Here is a 22835-nt window from a genome sequence, read left to right as displayed (position 1 = left end):
TTACCGGGAGCTGGTCGGCTTGTCGCTCGGCTTGTCGCTCGGCCTGCCCAGCAGGGCCTTGAGTTCCTCGAACCGTTTGCTCGCGGCCGCCTCCTTTTCCAGCGCGGCCGTCTCGCTGTGCAGGTCCTGCCGGGTGGCGAGGTGGTGCAGGTCCGTGGTCTTGGCCAGTTCCCCGGGCTTGATCGCCTGCCGAATGGCCTCGATCAGCTCCTCGGCGGCGGTCGGCTCGCGCGCGGTGATCACGTAGAGGGTGACCACGCCGCCCGGCGGCAGAAAGTCGCCCGCTTTGGGGTCCTGGGTCTTGACGGTGTCCACGGTGCCGGCGCTCTCGACCAGCGCCACGCGCGGCACCAGGCGGCGGTCGCGGACCTTGCGCAGCGCGGTGTCCACCGGGTCGCTGGTCACGCCGGGCACCTCGACCAGCACGGCGCCGGTCAGCAAGGCCCCGCCGGGGGCGGGCACGCGGGCCGCCGGGGAAGGGGAAAAGGCCAGCAGGTGTTCCAGGGTGCGGCCGAAGCCGCCGGACGCGGCGGGAAGCGGGACGACGAGGGGGGTGGGCATGGCAGTCCTCCGGAAGGGGGCGGGGTGGGGTCTGGCGCCGCCCGGCTCAGCGGCGCGTCAGCAGCAGCGCGAGCAGCAGGGTGCTGGAGCTGTCGCCGCCCAGCATGCCCCCCCCGCCGGAGGCCGCGTCGCCCGAATTCCCGCCCATCAGCAGCAAGAAGGGCAGCACCGAAGTCAGGCTGTCGTTGGGCTGGGTGACGACCTTGGCGGTGGTGCCGTCGGCCCGGACCACGTCCTCGGTCTTCTGCGAGATCATGGGCAGCAGCACGGCCAGCGTCTTGGTCTGTTGCAGGTCGCGCCGCACCGCGTCGCCGCTCTTCTTGCGCTCCTCGATCTCCTTGCGGGTCGCGGCGGCCAGGCGATCTTGCTCGGCGGCGACCGAGTTGGTGCGGGTTTCGAGGGTCTTGACCCCGCCTGCCAGCGTGGTGATCTTGCCGTCGAGGGTCCTCACCGCCGCCTGAAGCTGCGCCTGCGTGACCGTGTTGGCCGAGGGCCGGGGCTGAAAGCTGCTTTGCGGCGAGGGCGTCCGCAGCGGGGCCCCCCCGCGCCGCGCTCCCCCGCGCCGCACGCGCTCGTCGGACTCGTCGAATTCCAGGGTGTCGAGGAAAGAGTCGATGTCTTCGCTGTACATGGTCATGTTCGGGTCCTTTCCGGCGTGGGCGAAGGCTCGGCGCCCACGTATCCCCCCGGCGGGGTCGCCACGGGGGCAGGGCCGGAGGCGGCCCCCCCCGCAGGTGAGAGGGCGCTCCCGTCAGGCAGGACCGGCACGATCCAGCGCCCGAAGGCGGCCGGGTCCGGCCTCAGGAAGCCCGGGCCGCCCCGGCCCCGGCACAGGCGGCACCCGGGGTCCTCGCCCCAGCAGTCCGGGCAGGCTCCCAGCGCCAGCGCGAGGTCGTCGAGGCGGGTCTGGGCGGCGGCCAGCTCGCCCTCCAGTTCGCCTAGCCGCCAGCGCAGGCGCTCCAGGCGGGCGCGGCGCAGGTCCTGACGCTGCCGCTCCTCGCGCGCGCGCGCTTCTTCTCGCAGGCGCTCGTCTTCCCGCTGGCGCTGCGCTTCCAGGCGCTCGCCCTCGGCCTGGGTTTCCAGTTCCTGCTCCAGCGCCTGCTCGCGCCGCGTGAGCATCTGCGAGAGCAGCGCCAGGGCGGGGTCGCCCCCCGCCGCCCCGGCCAGCGCGTCGGTCAGGCTACCTCCCGCCGCGACCTGCTGGCGGAGGGTCTCGAGCAGGGCGTCGTTCATGGCCCTCACCCCCTCCAGGCCAGGTCAGCCCCGTCCCAGCCGGAATCCCAGCTGAAGTCCTCGCCGCTGTCCTCGGCATCGAAATAGGCCTCCTCGGCGTCCCCGGCCTCGTCACTCTCGCCATACGCCTCGTGGTAGGGCCGGGCCGGGCGCGGGGGCAGGGGCGGCGCCGCCTGAAGCAGGCCGAGCAGCCGCGCGGCGCGCTGGTCGGGGTCGCCGGGATCCACCACGAACTGCCCGGCGCCGTTCATCAGGTAGGCGGGCGCACTGTCCAGGGCCTCGCCGGAAAAGCCCAGCGTCTCGGCTTCCGCCTCGCGCCCCAGCGCCCCCAGCAGCCCTGCAAAGGCGCTGGCGAGCACCGGCGTGCCACGTCCGCCCAGGGGAATGCCCCGGTTGCTGCCGCTCGCGAGCGACTGAATGGCCCGCAGCGTTTCGGGACGCCCCAGCACGCCCATCAGCGTGCTCGCCGCCCCGCCCGCGCCGCCGCCTGCGCCCAGCAGCCCGCTCAGGGCGTTCATGCCGCCCCCCAGCCCTCTGCTCCCCGGCCCTCTGCCCGCCAGGCCGCCGCGCCCGCTCAAGGCTCCGGCGGTGTTCACCACGCCGCCCATCACGTTGCCGACCGTGCGGCCCGCGCCCCGGGTCTGCGCCAACCCCGAGCCGACGCCGCCCACCAGCGCGCCGCCCAGCGCGCCCCAGGGACCCAGCGCGGACCCGGCCAGGGCGCCCTGGGCCGCGCCGGAGGCGACCTTGCCCACCACCGGGGCGGCGCGCTGCGCGAAGCGGCCCACGTCACGCGCGGCCCCGCTCAGCGCCCGGCCCAGGCCCCCGAAAAATTCCTCGTACTCCGCCGGAGACACGCCCTCCCCGAACGCCGACTCGAAGGCCGCCTCCAGCTCCGCGTCCGGCAACTGCGCGAACGGCGGACTGAGCATCTCGCGCAGCCGGGGATAGAGCGTACCGGGGTCGTGGGCGGTCTGGTCGTGGCCCGTCTGGGGATAACCTGTCTGGGGATAGCCCATCTGGCCGTAGCTCATTTGCGCGTGGGTCATGGCACCTCCTGGGGTGGGTCCGTCTTTCTGCCCCGCCCGGGGGCAGGAACGCGCGGCGCCAGCGCCTGCGCGCGGCTACGGGCGGCCGCGGCCCAGCCACGCCTGCCAGCGGCGGCGCCAGCGCCAGCGCCAGCCGGGATCGGCGCCCGAGTGTTCCAGCGCCGCCGCGATGGTCTCGGTGATCTCGTCGAGGCGCCGCACGGCGCGGCTGTGGTTGCCCGGCAGCTGGGTGATCTGGCCCCGCCAGCGCCGCCGTCCGCGTGACCGCGCGCCCCCCTCTCCCCCGGCCCGCTGCTGTTCCAGCCAGACTTTGATGACAAAAGACTGCGCGCTGTCGAACATGCACACCTCGGGAAACGGCGGCGGGGAGGGCCAGCCCGGTCCCCCCGAAAGTACCCGGACCGGTGTCGTGCCCGCGTCTCGGCGGCGTCTCGCGGGCGCCTCCGGACGGGTTCGGTGCGGGAGGAAAGGCGGCCTGGCCCACGCCGCAGGGCCGGGGCCGTCAGACCCCCGGCGGCAGGCAGGCGCGGTCAGCGGCCCTCGGCGAGCAGGGCACGCACCTCCAGCAGCACGCTCCGCAGCTCCTGAAGAAGGTCGGGGCCGGGCTGGGGGGGTGGCGGCCGCACCGCCGCCGCCGCCGCCCCGTCGGCCGGAAGGCTGGGGTCCTCCAGCGGGCGGTCCTCACGGATGCACTCCCACAGCGCGAGGGTCGCGCGCGAGGGCCGGACGCCCAGTTCCTCGCGCAGGGCCTGCTCGCACACCCCGAACTGGCGCAGGGCGGCGGTGCGGTGGCCCGAGAGGTAATGCAGGCGCATCACCTGGCGGTGGGTGTCCTCGCTGGCCCGGTCGTAGGCCAGGATGCGCGCGGCGTAGGCCAGGCCGCTTTCCCACTCGCGGCAGACCTCGCAGTGGTCGGTGAGTTTCTCGAGCGCCGCCAGATACAGGGTGTGCAGCCGCTCGCGCTGCGCCAGGCACCAGTCGGCCATCCAGCCTTCCAGCAGGTCGCCGCGGTAGAGCGCCGCCGCCTCCCGCAGCGCGCGGGCCTCGGCGGGGGTCAGGCTGTGCCCCGCCCGCCCGCGCAGGGACCCGGCCACCTCTTGAAAGGTCAGGGCGTCGCAGCGCAGCCCGGCCTCCCGCCCGGCGCCGGGCCGCAGCTCGACCGAGTCGGGGTGCAGGTGCAGCAACCCTTCCCCACCGCGCAACTCGGGCGGCAGGGCCAGCTGAAGCTGCCACAGCGCCTGCCGCAGGCCCTTGAGCGACTGCGCGGTGGTCTGCCCGCCCCACAGCGCGCTCGCCAGCACCTCCCGCGCCTGCGGCTCGCCGGGGTGCAGCAGCAAGAAGCCCAGCAGCTCCCTGGCCCGCTGGCTGTCCAGCGCCAGCGGCCGGGGCGCCGCGTTCGCGGCGTGCAGGCGCGCCTGGAAGACGCCGAACAACCAGACCTCGAGCATGGGCATGGGCCTCTTCCCTCCCCTCCCCCCGCGCCCCGTGGCGGGAGGTCCGACCACACGGCACAACCTGTCCGTTTCCCTCGCCCCCACGCAGGTGGCTACCCGCGCGGGGGGAGGTGGGAACGGAGATCAATCAGGCCGGGTCCGTCTCAGGCCCCGCCGCCTGGTCGCCCGCAGCGAGGAGACGCTCGGTGATCTCGTCCAGCGCCTGGGCGCCCTTCAGGGTCTCCGCGAGTTCCTCGGTGTAGAAGTGCAGCCCTGAACGGACGCCGCGCGCGTACAACGCGCCGACCTCGGGCAGTTTCTCTCCCGCCTGGGCCGCACGAATGGCGCTGTGGTACTGCTCGACGATCCCGCCGAGCACCAGTTCCTCCGGCGGCCAGGGAAAGCGCTCGCGGAGGGGCCATTCGATCAGGTGGGGTGGAAAGATCCACTCGCTGATCATGCACTGGCTCGCGACCTTCCCCAGGACGTTGTAGGCCGTTTCACCGAGAACGAAGATGGGATTGTGGGCCACCATGAAGACCGCCGGGTGCAGGGCCAGCCACCACCACAGGTGACAGCGCATGGCGGCGCGCTTCGGCGTGGGCGAGAGCCAGACGGCCAGGTTCACGTAGTAGTCGGCGATCTCGTTGAGGGTCGTTCCTGGCGGGAACCCGCGCAGATTGACGTTGAAATAGTGGTGCCAGGTGGCGTCGGCCACGATCCGTCCGACATTGGCCGCCGCACCGTCGTATGCGGTGGTCACGCCGTAGACGCTGCCCGTCCGCTTGTCGGTCCCCCGGGCCACGATCTCGGGCAGAGGCTGGGTGACCGGTCCCGCCGGCCAGGTCGGCGCCGGGAACGCGGAGGGAATCAGCAGTTCGCCCTCGTGCATGTGATCCGGAAAGACCCGGATGGGGCCGAGGCGCCCGCAAAACAGGGGGTGGGGACGCGAGCGGCGAATCCAGCGCGGGAAGTGCCAGCCCAGGGGGTACTGCTTGAGCAGCAGCCGCTGCGGCAGGGCGTCGTCTTGCAGGGTCAGGTTGTCCAGACTGTTCAGGCCGTCGGGTTCCTGCGTGTTGTGGCTCTGGGCCGGAACGGCGCTGGGGGTGCCCTCCCACTTGCGCAACTCGCCTGCCCTGGGCACCCGGTGCCCGATGGCCCGCCCGAGGTTCAGCAGGGGGTCCAGTCCAGCCGCCGCCGCCGGGGGCTTGGGGTTGGCATGGTCGCCGGTCATCAGCACGCCGCCCTGCGCCATCCACCTCGAGAGCGCCGCCACCTCCGGGTTGGTAAGTTCGTTCTCGGGCTGGTCAGGAAGATTGCACTGGAGCACGCCGAAAAACCAGACCTGATCGTACCGGCTCAGCAGACTGGAGGTCAGTTTGTTGGCGGCGTGGGTGGGCCGGTGCCGGTTGACCAGGTCGATCTGGAAGTTCACGTAAAAGGTGTTGCGCGACAGAATCAGGTCCCGCAGCAGGTCGACACCAAAATCCTGAGCGCTGTTGAAATCGACGGCCGCGCTGTCGGTGTAAAAGAGGATCCGGACCGTCGGCCGGGGACAGAAGATCGGAAACAGGCGGTGGTCTTTCCTCACCACGGGCACCGCCACGTCCAGGCGCGCGTCGTGGTGAAAGACCTCGAAGGTCATGCCACTGAACTGTTCTGCAAAAAAGCCGTCAGCCCCAACGTTCTTCTGACTCATCTCCATCACCTGGAACCCCTGGTCGGGACGGGGGTTGGAAAGAGGACTGGCCGGTCTGTGGAAGGCGCTGGAGGTGGCCTGGCGCCACGAGCACGCTCCGGCAAAAGCCCTGAGCCGCAGGGGCGTCTGACCGGGCGCGGCGCAGGCCCAGGCCCCCGCCTCAGCCCCCGATGCCGCCTGCTCCGGTCGTGGGGTTGGCAAGCGCGAAGGTGGAGAGCGCCAGCAGCAGCAGCACCAGCCGGAGTTTCCAGCTACGATAGGTGAACATACCTCGCCTCCTTGGAACCTGCGAGAGAGCTGGGGAGCCTGCGGAGCTGTCGGGGGGGGGGTCAGGGCCTGGGGTGCAGGCTCCTGGCCGCAGTGTAGGCAGTGGCCGCTTAGGGAACGGGAGCGCAGATGCGCGGAACGCTTAGAAGGCACGCCGATCCAGACCACCCGGTCCTGGCCTGCCTGGCCGCCGGGGACTTCGAGCAGGGGCTGCGCCGCCACGCCGCGCTGGCCCACCCCACCCCCACGGACGACCTGTGGGCCGGGCAGTGTCTGGTGCTGCTTCAGCGGCGGCTGGAGGGACTGACGCTGCTGCTGCGGGCCAGGGCACGCGGCGAGGAGGACGCCGGGGCGCTGGCGGCAGTCGCCTACCGCTTTGGCGGGGAAGTCGAGCGGGCCGCCGAACTGCTGGCAGGCTTGCACCCCGCGCGGCTCTCCGCGTTCGGGCGGGCGGTGGCCGACCGCGAGCTGGGGCTGGGGCGGCTGCACGCCGGGCGCCCGCGCGAGGCCCTGGGGCCGCTGCGACGGGCCTGGGAGACGGCCGTCACCGACGCCGTGGCCGGGCGCTTTCTGGGTAGCTTCAGCGCGGCGCTGGGGCTGGCGCTGGCCGAGCTGGGGCAGGACGCGGCGGCGGCCGAGCACGTGGGCCAGGCCCTGGCGGCGGCCAGCCCCCCCCAGCGGGCCGCGCTGCTGTGGGTGCGGATGCTCAGCGCCGTGCAGAGTGGACAGTTCGCGCAGGCCCAGCGCGACCTGGACGACCTCGCCGCGCTGCCCGCCACCCCCGACGCGGCTCCGCTGCTGCACTACGGCCGGGGCGTGCTGGCCCACACCCGTGGCCTGGGCAGCGAGGCCGCCGAGCACTACTGCGCGAGCGCCGCCGCCGCCCGCGAGGCCGGGCAGCCCGAGACCGAGTTCTACGCCCGGCTGCGCCTGAGTGCCCTGGCCACCGCGCGGGGCGATCTGGGCGCGGCCCGCCAGCAGCTGGCGCGGGCCGGGGCGCTGGCGAGCGGCGAGCGCATGGCGGCCTCCCTGGCCCTGCGGCGCGGGGCCTGGCAGGTTCGCGGCCACGATCCGCAGGCGCGGGCGACCCTGGAGCGGGCGCGGCGCGGCTTCGAGACCCTGCAACTGGAGCGCGAGCTGGGCCTGACCCACCTCCAGCTTGCCGAGGCGGCGGTGCGCGGCGGTGACCCCGACGCGGCGGGAGCGCACCTCGCCCGCGCGGCGGACCTGCGCCACGCGCTGGGCAGCGGCACGGTGCTGGCGGCCGAGCTGCGCGAACTGCCCGCCGCCTACGGGTACCTGCGCGGGGCGGGCCACCCGTCGGCCTCGCCGTATCTGGGCGTGCTGTGGAGCGACGTGCAGGCGCTGGAAGTCCACCTGCCCGCCGAGCTGACGCTGAGCACCCTGGGCCGCGCGGGCCTGACCCTGGAGGGCCAGCGGGTGCGGCTGAACGTGGGGTTGCCGCGCACCGCCCTGCTGCTGGCTTTCTTGCTCGACCACGGCGAGGCCAGCCTGGAAACCCTGCAAACGCAGGTGTTCGGGGACCACGCGCCCCGGCAGGCCCGCGACTACCTGCACGTGGCGCGCAACGCGCTGGGCAAGCGGCTGCCGCAGCTTCAGGTGCCCTTCGACCGCGCCCGGCGGGTCTACAGCCTGCGGCCCTGCGGCGTCCGGCTGTGCTGGGACGTGCAGGAACTGCGTCAGGCCCTGGGGCTGGGCGGCGAGACCGGCCTGCGCCGGGCACTGGGCCTTTACGCCGGACCCTTTCTGCCGGAGTCGGAGTCGAGCTGGGCAGCGCAGCTGCGCGAGGAGCTGGAATGGTCGCTGCTGCGCTCGGGCCTGGAGACCCTCGAAACCCTGCGCGGCCGGGGCGAGTACGCCGCGTGTGTGGGACTGGCCCAGCGCCTGCTGGAGATCCAACCGCTCGACGTGGGCATCAGCACCCTGCTGGTGCAGGTTTTCCACGCCCTGCGCGGCCACGCGGCTGCCCGGCAGGAGCTGGCACGGGTCTCGCAGGTCTTTCAGCGTGAGCTCGGCGAGGTTCCCGAACCCCTGCTGGCCCTCCAGCGCGGCACCTGGGCCACGGCCCACTGAGCCGGGAGACGGAGCGGGCCCCGGCAGGGACCGCCGTAGGGCGGGTGATTGCCGCCTGCGCCCACCGGGGAGCCGCGACGCCTCAGCGAAGCTCACTCCCCACCTCGGCCGGGTTGAAAGGGGAACCTCCTACCCCTCGCCCGTGGCATGGGACAGGAAGCGGAGGCGCCCAGCTCCTGCCGGTATGCACTTCCAGCGCTCTCCCCTAGTCCCGCGCGCCCCTCGCACGGCCGCTTCCGGGCGTCGCCCCTTCGCCCAGCAGGCGCTCCAGTTCCCTGACCAGCCGGTCTACCCGCCGCCGCTCCTGCTCGCTCAGCGCGGCCAGGCGGCGCTTGTTTTGCAGCGCCCGCACGACGTTGGCGGTGGGGTCCAGCGGTTTATCTTTCCGGAAAGATAAAAGTCGCTCGCGCAGCTCGGCCTTGCTCGCGCCGCTCAGGGCGAGGTGCAGCAGCGCCCCCTGGTGCTCGGCGGGGGCCGCCGCGACGACGCCCGCTACGCTGTACCCCAGGCCGCGCTCGCGCATCGCCTGCAAGACCGGCTGCGGCCAGCGCAACACCCGCAGCTTGTTCTTCACGAAGGAGGTCCATGTTCCGCGCCCCAGGCGGGCGAACAACTCTTCAAGCTGCTCACGCGCCGCCGGGTCCTCCTGCGGCCGGTTGACCACGGCGTGCAGGCGGGCGGGCACTTCCCCGGGCGTCAGGCCCAGCGTGCGCGCCACCAGCCCCACCACCAGGTCCACCTCGTCGATGACGTTGAGGTCCTCGCGCTGAAGGTTCTCGATGGCGCCCGCGTCGTGCGCCTCCTCGTCGCTGAGGTCGCGCGCGACCACCGGAACGCTGGAGAGGCCCGCCAGTTGCGCCGCGCGCCAGCGCCGCTCGCCCGCCACGATCTCGTACCCCTGGGCCAGGGGACGGACCAGCAGGGGCTGGAGCACCCCCTGGGCGCGCAGACTGGCCGCGAGGTCTTGCAGCGCCGCCGGGTCAAACGACCGCCGGGCTTGCAGGGGGCTGGGCCTCAGCTGGTCGAGGGGCACCTCTTGAAACGTCTCGCCCGGGTTCGCCACCGGGGTGAGGTTCGCGACCAGCGCACCCAGGGCGCCGCGCCGGGCGTCAGCGCTGCGCTTCGGCACGCGGCACCTCCCCCAGGCTGGCGAGCATCTCGCCGGTCACGGCCTCGATCTCGGCCACGGCGGGATTGCGCGGGTCGTACAGCGCCACCGGGAGGCCCTGAAGCTGCGAATTCGGATAGACGCTGGGCCGCTCGGTCAGGGGACGGCTGACCGGCGCGATGTGGGCCGCCCGCAGCGCCTCGACGCTGTCGCGGCTGAGGTTGGTGTGGCCGACCCGCGTCGGCACCATCAGCGCGATCCGCAGCGAGGGCACCGCCACCTGCTGAAAGGTCGCGACCATGCGGGTCACGCCGCCCAGGCCTTCCAGCCCCTTGTTTCCGGCCGGCACGGGTACGACCAGGTCGTCGGCCGCCAGCACCGCGAGCGTGGACAGTTGTCCCAGACTGGGCGGCGGGTCGATCAAGACGAAGTCGTACTGGTCCTGCACCTGCCGCACGGCGGTGCGCAACCGCAGCTGGCCCATCAGCTGGCCGGGCAGCAGAGGTTCGACCTCGGCCAGGTCGAGGCAGGAGCGGATCACGTCCATGCCGTGGGCCGCGACAGGTCGCGGCAGCGCCAGCGCCTCCGGAGCACCCAGGACCGCCGCGTAGAGCGTCTCCCCCTTGGCGTCCGGCCCGTCGGGGACCTCCAGGCCCAGCCACCGCGTCAGGTTCGCCTGCGGATCGGCGTCGATCAGCAGCACACGGTGGCCGAGCACGCTCAGGGTGTAGCCGACGTTGAGCGCCGTGCTGGTCTTGGCCGCACCGCCCGCGTGGTTGAAAAACGTGATGGCCCGCATGAGTTCCTGGAGTCTACCCCGGCCCTTCCCGCTGTGGACAGAAAACGGGGCAGAGAGGCAAAAAGGGGGGAGGCCCTGACCCACCGGATACCTCCCCTCTGCGTTTTCTCTGTACGGCTGTGCGGCGGCGCAGACCTTTCAGGCCCTTCAGTACTGGGGCATCTGCGCCGCGAGGGCCGCGTATTCGGCCGCGAGTCGCGCCGCGACCGCCGCGTTGTGGCGCACCAGGGCGATGTTGGTGGTCAGGCTGCGCCCCCCGGTGATCTCCACGATGCGCCCCAGCAGGTAGGGGGTCGTCGCCTTGCCGGTCAAACCCAGGGCGGCCATGTCGGCCAGCGCCCGCTCGATGTGCGGGGTGATCTCGGCGGCGGGAATCTCGGCCTCTTCAGGCACCGGGTTGGCGAGCAGCACCCCCCCGGAGAGGCCCAGGCTCCATTTGGCGTGCAGCACCCGGGCGGCCTCGGCTTCCGTCTGCACGGTCAGCGGCGAGGCGAAGCCGCTGCGGCGCGAGTAAAAGGCCGGGAACTCCTCGCTTCCCAGCGTGATGGCCGGCACGCCCTGCGTTTCCAGCACCTCCAGCGTCAGGCCGATGTCGAGGATGCTCTTGACCCCGGCGCTGACCACGCACACGTCGGTGCGGGCAAGCTCGGTGAGGTCGGCGCTGATGTCCATGCTCTCCCCGGCTCCCCGGTGGACGCCGCCTGTGCCCCCCGTGGCAAAGACCCGGATGCCCGCCAGCGCCGCGATCCGCATGGTCGAGGCGACCGTGGTGGCCCCGTGCCCGCCCAGCGCGACCGTGACGGGCAGGTCGCGGGTGCTGATCTTCTGCACGCCGGGGTCGGTGGCAAGTAGTTCGAGTTCTGCCGGGGTCAGGCCGACTTTCAGGCGCCCGCCCAGCACGGCGATGGTGGCGGGGGTCGCCCCGTGCTCCCGCACGACCGCCTCCACGTCGCGCGCCATCTCGACGTTCTGCGGGTACGGCATGCCGTGGCTGATGATGGTGCTTTCCAGGGCGACGACCGGGCGGCCTGCCGCGAGCGCGGCGGCGACCTCGGAATGAAGGTCCATGACCTGGGCGGCGGCGGGGTGGAGGGTGTGGGGGGTAGACATGGCGACTCCTTGAGGGGGGTGAGCGGTGAGGGCGGGTGCGTACCGGTTCAGGGTTGGGCGCGTTGCAGGCGGGCACGCAGCGCGGCGGGCGTGAGGGTAGGGGAGACGGCGTGCAGGCTCTCGACGGTCAGGGCGGCGGCGGCGTGCCCGTGGCGGGCGGCCTCGGCGGGCGTCTCCCCGGCCAGCAGGGCGGCGAGGTAGGCGGCGAGCATCGCGTCGCCCGCGCCCGTCACGTCGCAGACCTGGGCGGGCAGGGCAGGCAGCTCGGTCACGTGGCCGCCCGTGGAGAGCAGGCTGCCCCGCTCGCCCCGACGCACCCAGACGGCCTGCACGCCCAGCCCATGCAGCTCGTCCACCGCTCCGCGCAGGTCCCCGGGCGTGTCGGGCACGTCCCGGCCGACCAGGGCAGCGAGTTCGGCCACGTTCGGGGTGACGGTGTGCGGGGCGAGGCCCCCGCGCAGCGCCGGAAGCAGCCGCGCGCCCTTGGGGACGCTGACCGGCTCGAAGACGAGCGGCACGTCCACCTGCGTGCACAGCGAGAGCAGGTGCGTGAGCGTCTCGGCGCTCAGGTTGCCGTCGGCCACAGCCCAGGCCGACCCCCGCAGCACCCCCAGGCGGTCGTTGAGCGCGGCGGGCGTCAGCGCGTCGGTGGCGTCCATCGCCGCCACCGCGATCAGCAGCTCCCCCGACTCGTCGAGAACCGCCGTGTAGCTGCCGGTCGGCCCGCTCAGGCGCAGCACGCTCCGCACGTCCACGCCCGCCGCCGCCGTCTCGCGCAGCAGCAGGTCGCCGGGGGCGTCTCCGCCGACCGCCGCGATCAGGTGCGCCGGAACGCCCAGCCGCGCCAGATTCTCCGCGACATTGCGGGCCACGCCCCCCGGGGCCTGGGAGGCTGTGCCGGGGTTGCTGGTGCCCGGCACGGCGGGACCGAGCAGCCGGGCCTTCACGTCCATGTTCGCGCCGCCCACCACGACGACCCGGGCCGGGTTCTCCGGCGCGACCACGTAGCCGCGTCCCAGCAGCGCCCCCTTGCGCGTGAGGCTGCTCACATGAACGTTGACTGCCGCACGGGACGTGCCCAGGCGGCGCGCCAGCTCCTCGGGCGTGCTCAGGGGAGCCGCGCGGATCAGAGCCAGCAGGTCACGCTCGCGCTCAGTCAGGGGCATCTCTTAAGCATAATAAGGGTGCTTGTTATAATTAAGCAAGGGCATGTGTCCTCGGCAGGGAAGGCGTCCGGCAAGAGCACTGAGGGTGGCCGAGATGTCCGAACGCAGGCTCCGGCAGCCCCTGAAGCGGCAGGGTGCTCCGCAGACTGGCCGAGATGTCCGAGCCTGTCGCGCCTGCTCCCACCTCTTTTGGCCCAGATGTCCGTGCATTTGCCTTCCGCCAGGCTGGGCGCTCTGTATTCCAGCCACGGCCTTCATCCCTCTTCGGACATCTGGGCGACCCGGGTTCGGACATCTCGGCCAGTCTGGGAGAGTGGGACGGCAAGTCCCGTCCTGGCGGGCTTTTGCAGATCTGGGACTTCGCCAGGGGCTAACCGAGATGTCCGAACCCTTTCTGCGTTTAGACCACCCTTTTGTTCGGACATCTCGGCCAGTTTTGCCCCCAAGGGTCCCTGAAATGTTCGGACATCTCGGTCAATTCCAGGCCGGAAGTTCGGACATCTGGGTCAGCAAAAGCTCGGACATCTAGGTCAAAAGCCCAGTGGGGTTCGGACATCTCGGTCAGTTTTGGCCCCGATTGTTCGGACATCTCGGTCAGTTTTGGCCCCGATTGTTCGGACATCTCGGTCAGCTGACAGCCCTGCAACGCCCAGCTGGACGCGAAACGGGCCGGGCGTCTGATGATGATCATTATCTTTTAAATCATCAACTTCTTTTATCAGTCAAAGGAGTTCATCATCAGACCCGCCCCTGGCCTATAGTGGCCGTACCGTGACCACGAAGGCGACCAGCCGTTCTGCACGACCCGCGTCGAGGTTGCGTACCCCGACCCTGACCGACCGTCTGGAACGGATCGACGAGCTGAACCTTGGTCGCCTGGGACTCATCTGCGTGCAGGAGCGTATTCCTGACGATTACACCCGCTGGGAAGTGGCCTTTGAGGTCGATGGGCAGCCCGCGCAGCTGTCGTGCGTCGCGCCCAGCGAGTTCGGCGGGGTGCCGCACGGCCTGGATGGAGACATCCTCAACGGCATCCTGGCGATCTTCCTCGAACAGGGGGCGCCCGAAAGTGGCGAGGTCCTGACGACCCCCCACCAGATTCTCCAGCGGGCCGGACTGGACACGGGCGGCCGCTACTATCAGGTGCTGCGCGCCAGCCTGCACCGCCTCAACAGCGCCAAGTTCGTCACCCAGAACGCCTGGCGGGCGCACGGACAGCGGCGCTGGACGACCCAGACTTTTTCACTCGTCGAGGGTCTGGCCTACGACAGTGACGACCAGACGTTGGGCAAGGGCAGCGTCATCCATATCCGACTGCCCAAGCCGCTCGTGATGAGCGTGCGTTCGAAGTTCATCAAGCCGCTCGATCCGATCCTGCTCGAACAACTCGAACGGCCCCTGGCGCGCAGCGTCTACCGCCTGCTGGACGCCAAGCGCTACGACCCGACCGACCCGCAGGTCATCACCATGGAACTGCACATGTCCCTGATCTCCTGGGGCCAGGAGTGCAAGCTCAAGGACCTGGTGCCCAGCCGCATCAAACGCACGCTGGAAAAGGCCCACGACGACCTCAAGGCCTGCGGCTACCTGCTGGCCGTCGAGTACCAGGGCCTGGGCAGCGGGCAGGAGATCGTGTACCGCTTCGGCGACGGGTCGAATTTTGGAATGGACCTCGCGGCGCGCATCACGCAGTACGGCGTCGGGCACTACGTCGCGCAGGGCATCGTGCAGACGGTGCCCCGCGAGGACCTGCTCCACCGCCTCGCGAAGGCGGAGTTCCTGCTGCGGCGGGACCGCGAGCGCATCCAGAACCGGGCGGGATTCGTCGTGACGGTTCTCAAGGACGACGGCGTCCGCTACCCCGACCCCGAGGGCTTCGTTTCGCCCACCGCCGTGTCCGATCCGCCGCCCCCGCCGCGCCCCCGGGTGGAGGAGGATGTGGAGGTCGTGCGCCGCGTCCGCGAGGAGGAGTTGCGCGCCCAGCCGCGTGCAGCGCAGGCCGACGCGATTCTGGCGCGGCTGCGGCTGCTGTGCGGGGTCCACGTCGTCAAGATGGGGACCCCGCGCATGAGCGCCATCCATCAGGCCATCACCGAGGGCGTGCTGGACGCCGTGGTGGTAGAACGCGAGATGATGACCGCCGTGTTCGAGGGCCGCACCGAGGCATTTCTCAAGGCGCTGGTCCGCGAAGCCTCGGACCGCAGGCGCCAGGGCCAGGGCGCCCTGCTGGAAGGCTAAGGCCAGAAGGGGAGAGGAGAGGGGAGATCGCCGCGACCCGGGGCCAGATGGCTTCCTGCCCCGCTGGCGACCGCAGCGGGACGCCGCGCCTCTGCCCCTGACCTATCTGACCGCCCTGCTCCCTGGCGGACGGGGTGCGCAGCGTTCCCTTCTTTCCGGCAGGCGGGGGTGCTGGGCCAAGCCTGACCGACCAGGAGCGCCGCGCCCCGCTTGCTCCGGGACCGCGCGGCTCAGTATCCTGCGGGGGTAACTTCAATCCGGCCAAGGCCCCCCCCGTTGTGTCCCACCGACCGGCAGTCCGCCCCGCCGGAGCCTTGTCCTATTTCCCGAGCTGCCAAGTCGGACCCACCGAACCAAGGAGCGAGAATGGACCGCATCAGCCTCATCGTCAACGGCGCCGAGCGCGAGGCGCGTGGGGTGCTGCCCCACACCACCCTGCTGGGTTGGCTGCGCGACCAGGGCCTGACCGGCAGCAAGGAGGGCTGCGCCGAGGGCGAGTGCGGCGCCTGCGCGGTGCTGGTCGCTCGCCCCGCCGGGGCTGAAGGAGAGGAGGGCGGCACCCGGCTGGAGGCGCTCAACAGCTGCCTGGTGCTGCTCGCCGGGCTGAATGGGGGAGAGGTCGTCACCGCCGAGGGCCTGGGCGCTCCGGGCCACCTGCACCCCGTTCAGCGCCAACTCGCCGTGCGCGGCGGCTCGCAGTGCGGGTACTGCACGCCGGGGTTCGTGGTCAGCCTGGCCGCCGAGTACTACCGCGAGGACCGCGAGGCCGCCGACTTCGACATTCACGCGCTTAGCGGGAACCTCTGCCGCTGCACCGGCTACCGCCCCATCGAGGACGCGGCCCGCGCGCTGGGTGCCCCGGCGCCGGACGACGCCCTCGCGCAGCGGCGGCAACAGCCCGCGCCCCCGCCGCAACCCACCCACCTCCGCACGCCGCAGGGGGACTTTCACCGGCCCCTGGCGCTCTCAGAAGCCCTCGACCTGCTGGCCGAGCAGCCGGGCGCGCGCATTCTCGCGGGCGGCACCGACTGGGGCGTGGAGGTCAACCTGCGCCACGCCCGCGCGGGGGTCACCGTGGCGGTGGACGGGCTGCCGGAGCTGCGGACCCTGGCCTGGCACGGCGACAGTCTGGAAATCGGCGCGGCGCTGAGCCTCTCGGAGATCGAGCGGCGGCTCGCGGGGGAGGCGCCCCTGCTCGCCGAGTGGCTGCCCCTCTTCGCCTCGCGCCTGATTCGCAACAGCGCCACCCTGGGCGGCAACCTGGGCACCGCCAGCCCGGTCGGGGACAGCCCCCCCGTGCTGCTCGCGCTGGGGGCGCGGGTGGTGCTGGCCTCGCGGGCGGGCGAGCGCGAGGTGCCGCTTTCCGAATACTTCACCGGCTACCGCCGCACCCTGCGCCGCGAGGACGAGCTGATCCGGGCCGTGCGGATTCCGCTGCCGCTGGCGCCATTGAGCGGCTTTTACAAGATCGCCAAGCGCCGCTTCGACGACATCTCCAGCGTGGCGGTCGCCGTGGCGCTCTACCTGGAGGGTGATGTGGTGCGCTCGGTCCGCATCGGCCTGGGGGGCGTGGCGGCGACGCCGCTGCGTGCCCGCGCCACCGAGGAAGCGCTGGTCGGGCGGCCCTGGAACGCACGGACGGTGCGCGAGGCCGCCCGCGTGCTGCGCGGCGAGGGCACCCCGCTGGACGACCACCGCGCCTCGGCCGCCTACCGGGCGGCGATGCTGGAACAGACCCTGCTGAAGTTCGCCTTCGAGAAGACCGGCCTGGAGGTGACCTATGACCAGCCTGCATGAGCGGCCCCCCGCCGGAGCCGTGGGCGAGGCCATTGCCCACGAGAGCGCCGAGGCCCACGTCACCGGACACGCGCTGTACACCGACGACCTGGGCGTGCGTCTCCAGAACCTGCTGCACGCCTGGCCCCTCCAGGCCCCCCACGCCCACGCCCGGGTCACCCGGCTCCACGTGGCCCCCGCGCTGGCGGTCCCCGGCGTCGTGTGGGTCCTCACCGCGCAGGACGTGCCCGGTGTGAACGACGCGGGTGTCAAACACGACGAGCCGCTGTTTCCTGGTGAGGTCATGTACCACGGACACGCCGTGTGCTGGGTGCTCGCGGAGAGCCTTGAGGCCGCGCGCCTGGGCGCCGAACAGATCGAGGTGGAGTACGAGGTCCTGCCTGCCCTGGTCACCCTGGAGGAGGCCATTGCCGCCGGGTCGTTCCAGGGCACGCAGCCCACCCTGCGCCGGGGCGACGTGGAAGCGGGCTTCGCGGGGGCCGCCCACGTCTTCACGGGCGAGTTCGAGATGGGCGGTCAGGAACACTTCTACCTTGAGACGAACGCCGCCCTGGCCACCGTGGACGAGGCGGGGCAGGTCTTCGTGCAGAGCAGCACCCAGCACCCCACCGAGACGCAGGAGATCGTGGCGCACGTGCTGGGGCTGCCCAGCCACGCGGTCACGGTGCAGTGCCTGCGGATGGGCGGCGGCTTCGGCGGCAAGGAGATGCAGCCCCACGGCTACGCTGCGGTCGCCGCGCTGGGGGCGGTGCGGACGGGCCGACCCGTCCGCCTGCGCCTCAATCGCCAGCAGGACCTCACCCTGACTGGCAAGAGGCACCCCTTCCACGCGAGCTGGAAGGTCGGTTTCGATGAGGACGGCAGGTTGCTCGCCCTCCAGGCCACCCTCACCTCCGACGGCGGCTGGAGCCTGGACCTCTCCGAGCCGGTGCTGGCCCGCGCGCTGTGCCACATCGACAACGCCTACTTCATCCCGCACGTCGAGGTGCACGGCCGCATCGCCCGGACGAACAAGACCTCCCAGACGGCCTTCCGGGGCTTCGGCGGGCCGCAGGGGATGCTGGTGATCGAGGACATCCTGGGCCGCTGCGCGCCGTCCCTGGGCCTGGACGCCCACGAACTGCGCCGCCGCAACCTCTACCGACCCGGCGAGAGCACCCCCTACGGCCAGCCCGTGCGGCACGCCGAGCGGCTGGAGGACCTGTGGACCACGCTGCTGGAGCGGTCCAGCTTCGCGGCGCGGGCGGAGGAGGTCCGGGCCTTCAACGCCGCGCACCCGCATACCAAACGCGGCCTGGCGATCACGCCCGTCAAGTTCGGCATCTCCTTCAACTTCACGGCCTACAACCAGGCGGGGGCGCTCGTCCACGTGTACAAGGACGGCTCGGTCCTGATCAACCACGGCGGCACCGAGATGGGCCAGGGCCTGCACACCAAGATGTTGCAGGTTGCCGCTACCGCGCTGGGCGTGCCGCTCGCGTGCGTGCGCCTCGCCCCTACCCGCACCGACAAGGTGCCCAACACCTCCGCGACGGCGGCTTCCAGCGGCGCGGACCTCAACGGCGGCGCGATCAAGGACGCCTGCGAGCAGATCAAGGCCCGGCTGGCCGAGGTGGCGGCGGGCGCGCTGAGCCGTCAGGGCAAGGCCAAGGTGGGCACCCTGGGCATCCACCCGGACGACGTGCGATTCGAGCACGGGCGGGTCTTTCCGGTCGGCCATCCTGAGCTGGGGCTGGAGTTCCGGCAGGTCGTCCACGACGCGTACCACCTGCGGACCCAGCTGTGGGCGGCGGGGTATTACCGCACGCCGGGCCTGCACTGGGACCGTGAGCGGATGCAGGGCGAGCCGTTCAAGTACTTCTCCTACGGGGCCTCGGTGAGCGAGGTCGAGGTGGACGGCTTCACGGGCGCCTACCGCCTGCGGCGGGTGGACCTGCTGCACGACGTGGGCGACAGCCTCTCGCCCCTGATCGACCTGGGGCAGGTGGAGGGCGGCTTCGTGCAGGGGGCAGGCTGGCTCACCCTGGAAGACCTGCGCTGGGACACGTCCGCCGGGCCGAACCGCGGCCGCCTCGCCACCCAGGCCGCCAGCACCTACAAGCTGCCGAGTTTTTCCGAGGTGCCGGAGGTGTTCAACGTGGCCCTGCTGGAGCGCGCCACCGAGAGCGGCGTGGTGTACGGCTCCAAGGCGGTGGGCGAGCCGCCCCTGATGCTGGCGATCAGCGTGCGCGAGGCCCTGCGGCAGGCGGCCGCCGCCTTCGGCCCGCCGGGACACGTCAGCGACCTCGCCAGCCCCGCCACCCCCGAGGCGGTGTTCTGGGCGCTGAGCGCGGCCCGGTGGGCCAGGGTCAACCCCGAAGTGGCGGCCGACTGAGATGCGCTGGCTGGAGGCGGTCCAGACCCTCACCGAGCGGGGCGAACCCGGCGTCCTGGTCACGGTCGCCGCCGTGCGCGGGCACGCGCCGCGCGAGGCGGGCGCCAAGATGGTCGTGGGAGGGCGGGAGACCTGGGACAGCGTGGGCGGCGGCAACCTGGAGGCGACCGCCACCGAGCGCGCCCGCGCCCTGCTGGCCTGCGGGGCCTCCACGCCCGAGCTGCTCACCCTGCGCCTGACCGACCGCGCCCCGAATGAGTACGGTCGCCAGTGCTGCGGCGGCGAGGTCACGCTGCTGCTCGAACCGCTGGCCACCGTGCGGCCCACGCTGGCGGTCTTCGGGGTGGGGCACGTGGGCCTGGAACTCGCGCACCTGCTGTCGCGGCTGGAGGTTCACCTCCACCTAATCGACTCGCGGGCCGGGCAACTCACCCCGGAGCGGCTGGGGGGCCTCGCGGGGGGCGCGGCCCGGCTACACGTCCACCACGCCCCGATCCCCGAGCTGGTCCTGGCCGAGCTGCCCGCCGGGACGCACCTCGTCATCCTGACCCACGACCACGCCGAGGACGCGGCCCTCTGCGACGCGGCGCTGCGCCGCCCGAACCTGGGCCTGATCGGCCTGATCGGGTCCAAGGCCAAGTGGGCGCGGTTCCGCGAGGGGCTGAAGGCGGTCGGGCACACGGACGCCGACCTCGCCCGCATCACCACGCCCATCGGCCTGCCCGGCATCCGAGGCAAGCGTCCGGCGGTGATCGCCCTGGGGGTGGCGGCGCAGTTGCAGGAGGTCATCGAGGCGGCGGCCCTCCCGGCCTTCGGCCGCGCCGGGGCAGGGACTCCATGACTCCCATGGGCCTGGGGGCTGTGGACCGGGCCGCCGAGCGCGAGACCCGCCAGCGGCTGGTGCGGGTGGCGCGCGGCCTGGAGGAAGCCGACCTGCTGGTGCGCGGGGCGCAGGTCGTGCAGCCGGCCACCCGCGAGGTGTACGGGGCCGACGTGCTGGTCGCCGCCGGGCGGGTGGCCGCGCTGGTGGGCGCGGGGTCGGGCGTGCGGGCGCGGCGGACGGTGGAGGCGCGCGGGGCCTTCCTCGCGCCGGGCTTCCTGGACGGGCACGTCCATATCGAGTCGAGCCTGTTGACGCCCGCGCGCTTCGCCCAGGCCGTGCTGCCGCGCGGCACGACCGCCGTGGTCGCCGAACCGCACGAGGTCGTGAACGTGCTGGGGCCGGCTGGCCTCGCCTGGATGCTGGAGGCGGGCCACTCCTCGGGTCTGCGGGTGTACGCCTCGGTGCCGTCCTGCGTGCCCGCCAGCCCCTTCGAGCAGGGAGGCGCAGTGATGGGGGCCGGGGAGGTCGGGGCCGCGCTGCGATGGCCGGGCGTGCTGGGCCTGGCGGAGATGATGAACTACCCCGGGGTCCTGGGCCTGGCTCCTGGCGCCTGGGACGTGCTGGAAGCCGGGTACGGCGGGCGCATCGACGGGCACGCGGCGGGCGTGACGGGGGGCGACCTGCAAGCCTACGCGGCGGCGGGCGCCCACTCCGACCACGAGGCGACCACCCCCGAGGAGGCCCGCGAGCGGTTGCGCGCCGGGCTATGGCTGATGGTGCGCGAGGGGTCGGCGGCCCGGAATCTGGAGGCGCTCTTGCCCGTCCTGCGCGAGCGCCCCCGCCGGGCAATGCTGGTCAGCGACGACATTCTGGTGGACGAACTGCTCTCGCTGGGGCACCTCGACCGCCTGCTGCGGGCCTGCGTGGCGGGCGGCCTGCACCCCGCCGACGCAGTCGCACTGGTGACCTGCAATCCGGCCGAATACTGGGGCCTGCATGACCTGGGCCTGGTGGCGCCGGGGTACCACGCCGACTTCGTGCTGCTGCGCGACCTAACCGGCTTCGAGGTGCTGGAGACCTTCGTGGGCGGCGCCGAGGCGCGCGGCGGAGGCGCCACCCCCGCGCTGCCGGGCGGCGGCGTGAGGCTGGGACCGGGGTGGGACACGGCGGCGTTCGAGGTGCCCGCCCACTGGCCGGTGATGCAGGTCCGGCCTGACCAGATCACGACGGGCGTGGGCGCGCCGGGGAGCGGCGACGCGCGGCTGGTGGTCGCCGACCGCTACGGGCGTGGGGACCACGCGGCCTGCTGGACCTCCGGCAGCGGCCTGACCGGGGGGGCGCTGGGGGTCAGTGTCCTGCACGACGCGCACCATGTGGCGGTCCTCGGCGGCACGGACGCCGACGTGCGGGCGGCGGGCCGGGCGCTGGAGGCGCTGGGCGGCGGCGTGGTCGTGGTCGCGGGGGGCGAGGTGCGCGCCTGCCTGCCCCTACCGTTTGCGGGGTTGATGAGCGACCTGCCCCCACAGGAGGCCGCCGCCCGGCTTGCGGAGGTCGCGGCGGCGGCGCGGGCGCTGGGGTGCCGCCTGCCCTACCCGGTCACCACCCTCAGTTTCCTGGGCCTCAGCGTGATTCCGGCCCTGAAGCTCACCCCACGCGGCCTGCTGGACGTGCAGGCCTGGCAGCTCCTGCCGCGCGAGGAGGCCCAGAAACCTGGGCCAGCGGCGGAAGCTTCCCCCCACCCGCGCTGAGTGGCCTGGGTCCAGCCTCACGCGTGGTGCTGGACGTCGGCCGCGACTACCTGAAACCCGCAGACAACTTCTCTGGCGTTCCGTCCCCTTTAGACGCCTCTCGCGACCCCGACCCTCCCCGGAGGCTTGGGCCTCGCTCCTCCTGTACAGGCGGCGCGAGCCGGGATGCCGTCCCCCGAGGCGCTGGCGTTGCTGGCCGCTTTGCGCCGCCGCCTCGACACACAGTGCCGCGAGACGCCCGCCTTCCCAAAGTTAAAGGGCACCGAAAGGCTTACCTGATTCTCATTTAACTCATAAAGTCCAGCAAGGTTTCTGTGGACAGCTTGGTGGTCAGAGGTGGAGGGGCAGCCTGAAAGCAGACCCTCCGGGGCGAAACGTCCCTGATCACACATAAATCACTCATTGGATGTAATAAGCGTGTCACTTCGCGAGCCATAGAACTCTTTTCGACGGGAACAGGCGGTACTGCGGGCGTGGCGGTCAGCGTGCGCCCCCGGTGCTCCGGCACCTACGCCCCTTCAGAAAGGAGTTGATATGGCCCTCTTCGGTGATCTGGAACATCACGCTCTGAGCGATCTGGTGAGGGTGCTGGCTTCCCAGACCGGGACCCTGTACTTTCACGAGGCCTACCAGGGCCGCACCCTCGAACTGGGCTTGCAGGCGGGCCGCCTGCGGGCGATGTACCTTGACGGCTTTCCGGTCGAGACGCCCGAGCAGGCGCGGGCGGTGCTGCGCGAGGTGCAGTCGGCGCGGCGCGGCGCGTTCGAGTTCCAGCGGCGCGTCACCCCGGCCGCCTCGCCCACCCTCTACGACCTGCCGCTCACCGAGCTGCTTCAGGACGCGGCGATTCCCGCCGATCAGTGGCCTCACCCGGACACCCGCTTCGAGGTCGTGCCGGGTCCCGGGGTCGTCCCCTCGGCCCTGTCGGACGCCTGGTCGGTTCTCCAGCCGCAGCTGCTGGCGGGCGCCAGCGGCGCGGAACTCGCCCGCCGGGTGGGCTGGGCCGAGGCGGACGTGCTGCTGGCCCTGCACCGGCTGCGCGCTGCGGGCGCCGTGGCTCCGCAGCGGGCGGCTCCGGCTCCGGCCGGGCTGGCCGTCTCCGCCCTCTCCACCGGCCACGAGGCGGGCGCCGCAATGGCCCCGTCCAGCAGCGCCTCTGGGGCGTCGGCGCCTTTGGTGCAGCGTCTGTTGGGGGCCTTGCGTCGCCTGACCGGAGCGCGCGCATGACCGGCCCGCTCTTGCCCCCGGACCCTGCCCGGCCGGACCTCCTCGCCCCGGACCCCTCGGGTCCGGACCTCGCCTGGCCCGCCGCGCCGCTCAAGCTGGTCGTCTCCGG

The 22835-nt window shown here is 72.4% G+C and carries 18 protein-coding genes; 7 read left to right on the top strand and 11 right to left on the bottom strand.

Annotated elements, in window-relative coordinates; all coding sequences use genetic code 11:
- The 7 genes from HNQ09_RS16495 to HNQ09_RS16465 all read right to left on the bottom strand — a co-directional run bounded on the left by HNQ09_RS16495 (position 1) and on the right by HNQ09_RS16465 (position 5975).
- Positions 1 to 561 (bottom strand): PASTA domain-containing protein, encoded by a 561-nt coding sequence (locus tag HNQ09_RS16495; protein WP_184031502.1) that lies wholly within the window; start codon positions 559 to 561, stop codon positions 1 to 3.
- A gap of 46 nt (positions 562 to 607) precedes the next feature.
- A complete protein-coding gene (locus HNQ09_RS16490; protein ID WP_184031501.1) occupies positions 608 to 1198 on the bottom strand; it encodes a hypothetical protein in 591 nt (196 codons plus the stop codon).
- Positions 1195 to 1794, bottom strand: a complete 600-nt coding sequence (locus HNQ09_RS16485) for a hypothetical protein (protein WP_184031500.1) — start codon at positions 1792 to 1794, stop codon at positions 1195 to 1197. Before HNQ09_RS16485 ends, HNQ09_RS16490 begins: the two co-directional genes overlap by 4 nt.
- A 5-nt stretch (positions 1795 to 1799) precedes the next feature.
- Entirely contained in the window at positions 1800 to 2843 is a 1044-nt protein-coding gene (locus HNQ09_RS16480) for a hypothetical protein (protein WP_184031499.1), read from the bottom strand.
- Positions 2844 to 2918: 75 nt separating this feature from the next.
- On the bottom strand, positions 2919 to 3185 hold the full coding sequence (locus HNQ09_RS16475) for a hypothetical protein (protein WP_184031497.1): 267 nt from the start codon (positions 3183 to 3185) through the stop codon (positions 2919 to 2921).
- 188 nt (positions 3186 to 3373) lie between these two features.
- The gene (locus HNQ09_RS16470; RefSeq protein ID WP_184031496.1) at positions 3374 to 4297 is read right to left on the bottom strand and encodes an AfsR/SARP family transcriptional regulator; all 924 of its coding nucleotides are present in this window, start codon (positions 4295 to 4297) and stop codon (positions 3374 to 3376) included.
- 127 nt (positions 4298 to 4424) lie between these two features.
- Positions 4425 to 5975, bottom strand: a complete 1551-nt coding sequence (locus HNQ09_RS16465; RefSeq protein WP_184031495.1) for a hypothetical protein — start codon at positions 5973 to 5975, stop codon at positions 4425 to 4427.
- Between the two features lie 396 nt (positions 5976 to 6371).
- Between HNQ09_RS16465 and HNQ09_RS19215 the strand changes: the two genes are divergently transcribed.
- On the top strand, positions 6372 to 8336 hold the full coding sequence (locus HNQ09_RS19215; RefSeq protein WP_184031494.1) for an AfsR/SARP family transcriptional regulator: 1965 nt from the start codon (positions 6372 to 6374) through the stop codon (positions 8334 to 8336).
- A 205-nt stretch (positions 8337 to 8541) separates the two neighbouring features.
- On the opposite strand, the gene HNQ09_RS16455 is transcribed toward HNQ09_RS19215, so the two are convergent.
- The 4 genes from HNQ09_RS16455 to HNQ09_RS16440 all read right to left on the bottom strand — a co-directional run bounded on the left by HNQ09_RS16455 (position 8542) and on the right by HNQ09_RS16440 (position 12519).
- Positions 8542 to 9465, bottom strand: a complete 924-nt coding sequence (locus tag HNQ09_RS16455; protein ID WP_184031493.1) for a ParB/RepB/Spo0J family partition protein — start codon at positions 9463 to 9465, stop codon at positions 8542 to 8544.
- A complete protein-coding gene (locus HNQ09_RS16450) occupies positions 9446 to 10243 on the bottom strand; it encodes a ParA family protein (protein ID WP_184031492.1) in 798 nt (265 codons plus the stop codon). Before HNQ09_RS16450 ends, HNQ09_RS16455 begins: the two co-directional genes overlap by 20 nt.
- 147 nt (positions 10244 to 10390) lie before the next feature.
- A complete protein-coding gene (locus tag HNQ09_RS16445; RefSeq protein WP_184031491.1) occupies positions 10391 to 11353 on the bottom strand; it encodes a pseudouridine-5'-phosphate glycosidase in 963 nt (320 codons plus the stop codon).
- 47 nt (positions 11354 to 11400) lie between these two features.
- The gene (locus HNQ09_RS16440) at positions 11401 to 12519 is read right to left on the bottom strand and encodes a carbohydrate kinase (protein ID WP_184031490.1); all 1119 of its coding nucleotides are present in this window, start codon (positions 12517 to 12519) and stop codon (positions 11401 to 11403) included.
- A 771-nt stretch (positions 12520 to 13290) separates the two neighbouring features.
- Between HNQ09_RS16440 and HNQ09_RS16435 the strand changes: the two genes are divergently transcribed.
- From HNQ09_RS16435 to HNQ09_RS16410, 6 genes are all read left to right on the top strand, one after another.
- Positions 13291 to 14757: a replication initiator protein A gene (locus tag HNQ09_RS16435; RefSeq protein WP_184031488.1), complete on the top strand. Its 1467-nt coding sequence runs from the start codon at positions 13291 to 13293 to the stop codon at positions 14755 to 14757.
- 366 nt (positions 14758 to 15123) lie between these two features.
- Positions 15124 to 16554, top strand: coding sequence for a xanthine dehydrogenase small subunit (locus tag HNQ09_RS16430; protein ID WP_184031486.1), 1431 nt, complete (start codon positions 15124 to 15126; stop codon positions 16552 to 16554).
- Positions 16538 to 18928, top strand: a complete 2391-nt coding sequence (gene xdhB / locus HNQ09_RS16425; protein WP_184031484.1) for a xanthine dehydrogenase molybdopterin binding subunit — start codon at positions 16538 to 16540, stop codon at positions 18926 to 18928. Before HNQ09_RS16430 ends, xdhB begins: the two co-directional genes overlap by 17 nt.
- A 1-nt stretch (position 18929) precedes the next feature.
- Entirely contained in the window at positions 18930 to 19769 is an 840-nt protein-coding gene (xdhC, locus tag HNQ09_RS16420; RefSeq protein ID WP_184031482.1) for a xanthine dehydrogenase accessory protein XdhC, read from the top strand.
- The gene (locus HNQ09_RS16415) at positions 19766 to 21499 is read left to right on the top strand and encodes an adenine deaminase C-terminal domain-containing protein (protein ID WP_246363434.1); all 1734 of its coding nucleotides are present in this window, start codon (positions 19766 to 19768) and stop codon (positions 21497 to 21499) included. Before xdhC ends, HNQ09_RS16415 begins: the two co-directional genes overlap by 4 nt.
- A 534-nt stretch (positions 21500 to 22033) precedes the next feature.
- Positions 22034 to 22726 carry a DUF4388 domain-containing protein gene (locus HNQ09_RS16410; RefSeq protein WP_184031480.1) on the top strand — a complete coding sequence of 231 codons (693 nt, stop codon included), beginning with the start codon at positions 22034 to 22036 and terminating at the stop codon, positions 22724 to 22726.
- Positions 22727 to 22835: the final 109 nt, after the last annotated feature.

It is taken from the genome of Deinococcus budaensis, from assembly GCF_014201885.1.
Taxonomy (GTDB): domain Bacteria; phylum Deinococcota; class Deinococci; order Deinococcales; family Deinococcaceae; genus Deinococcus; species Deinococcus budaensis.
The sequence above is the reverse complement of the archived record's forward strand: the minus strand, read 5'-3'. Positions and strand labels throughout refer to the sequence as shown.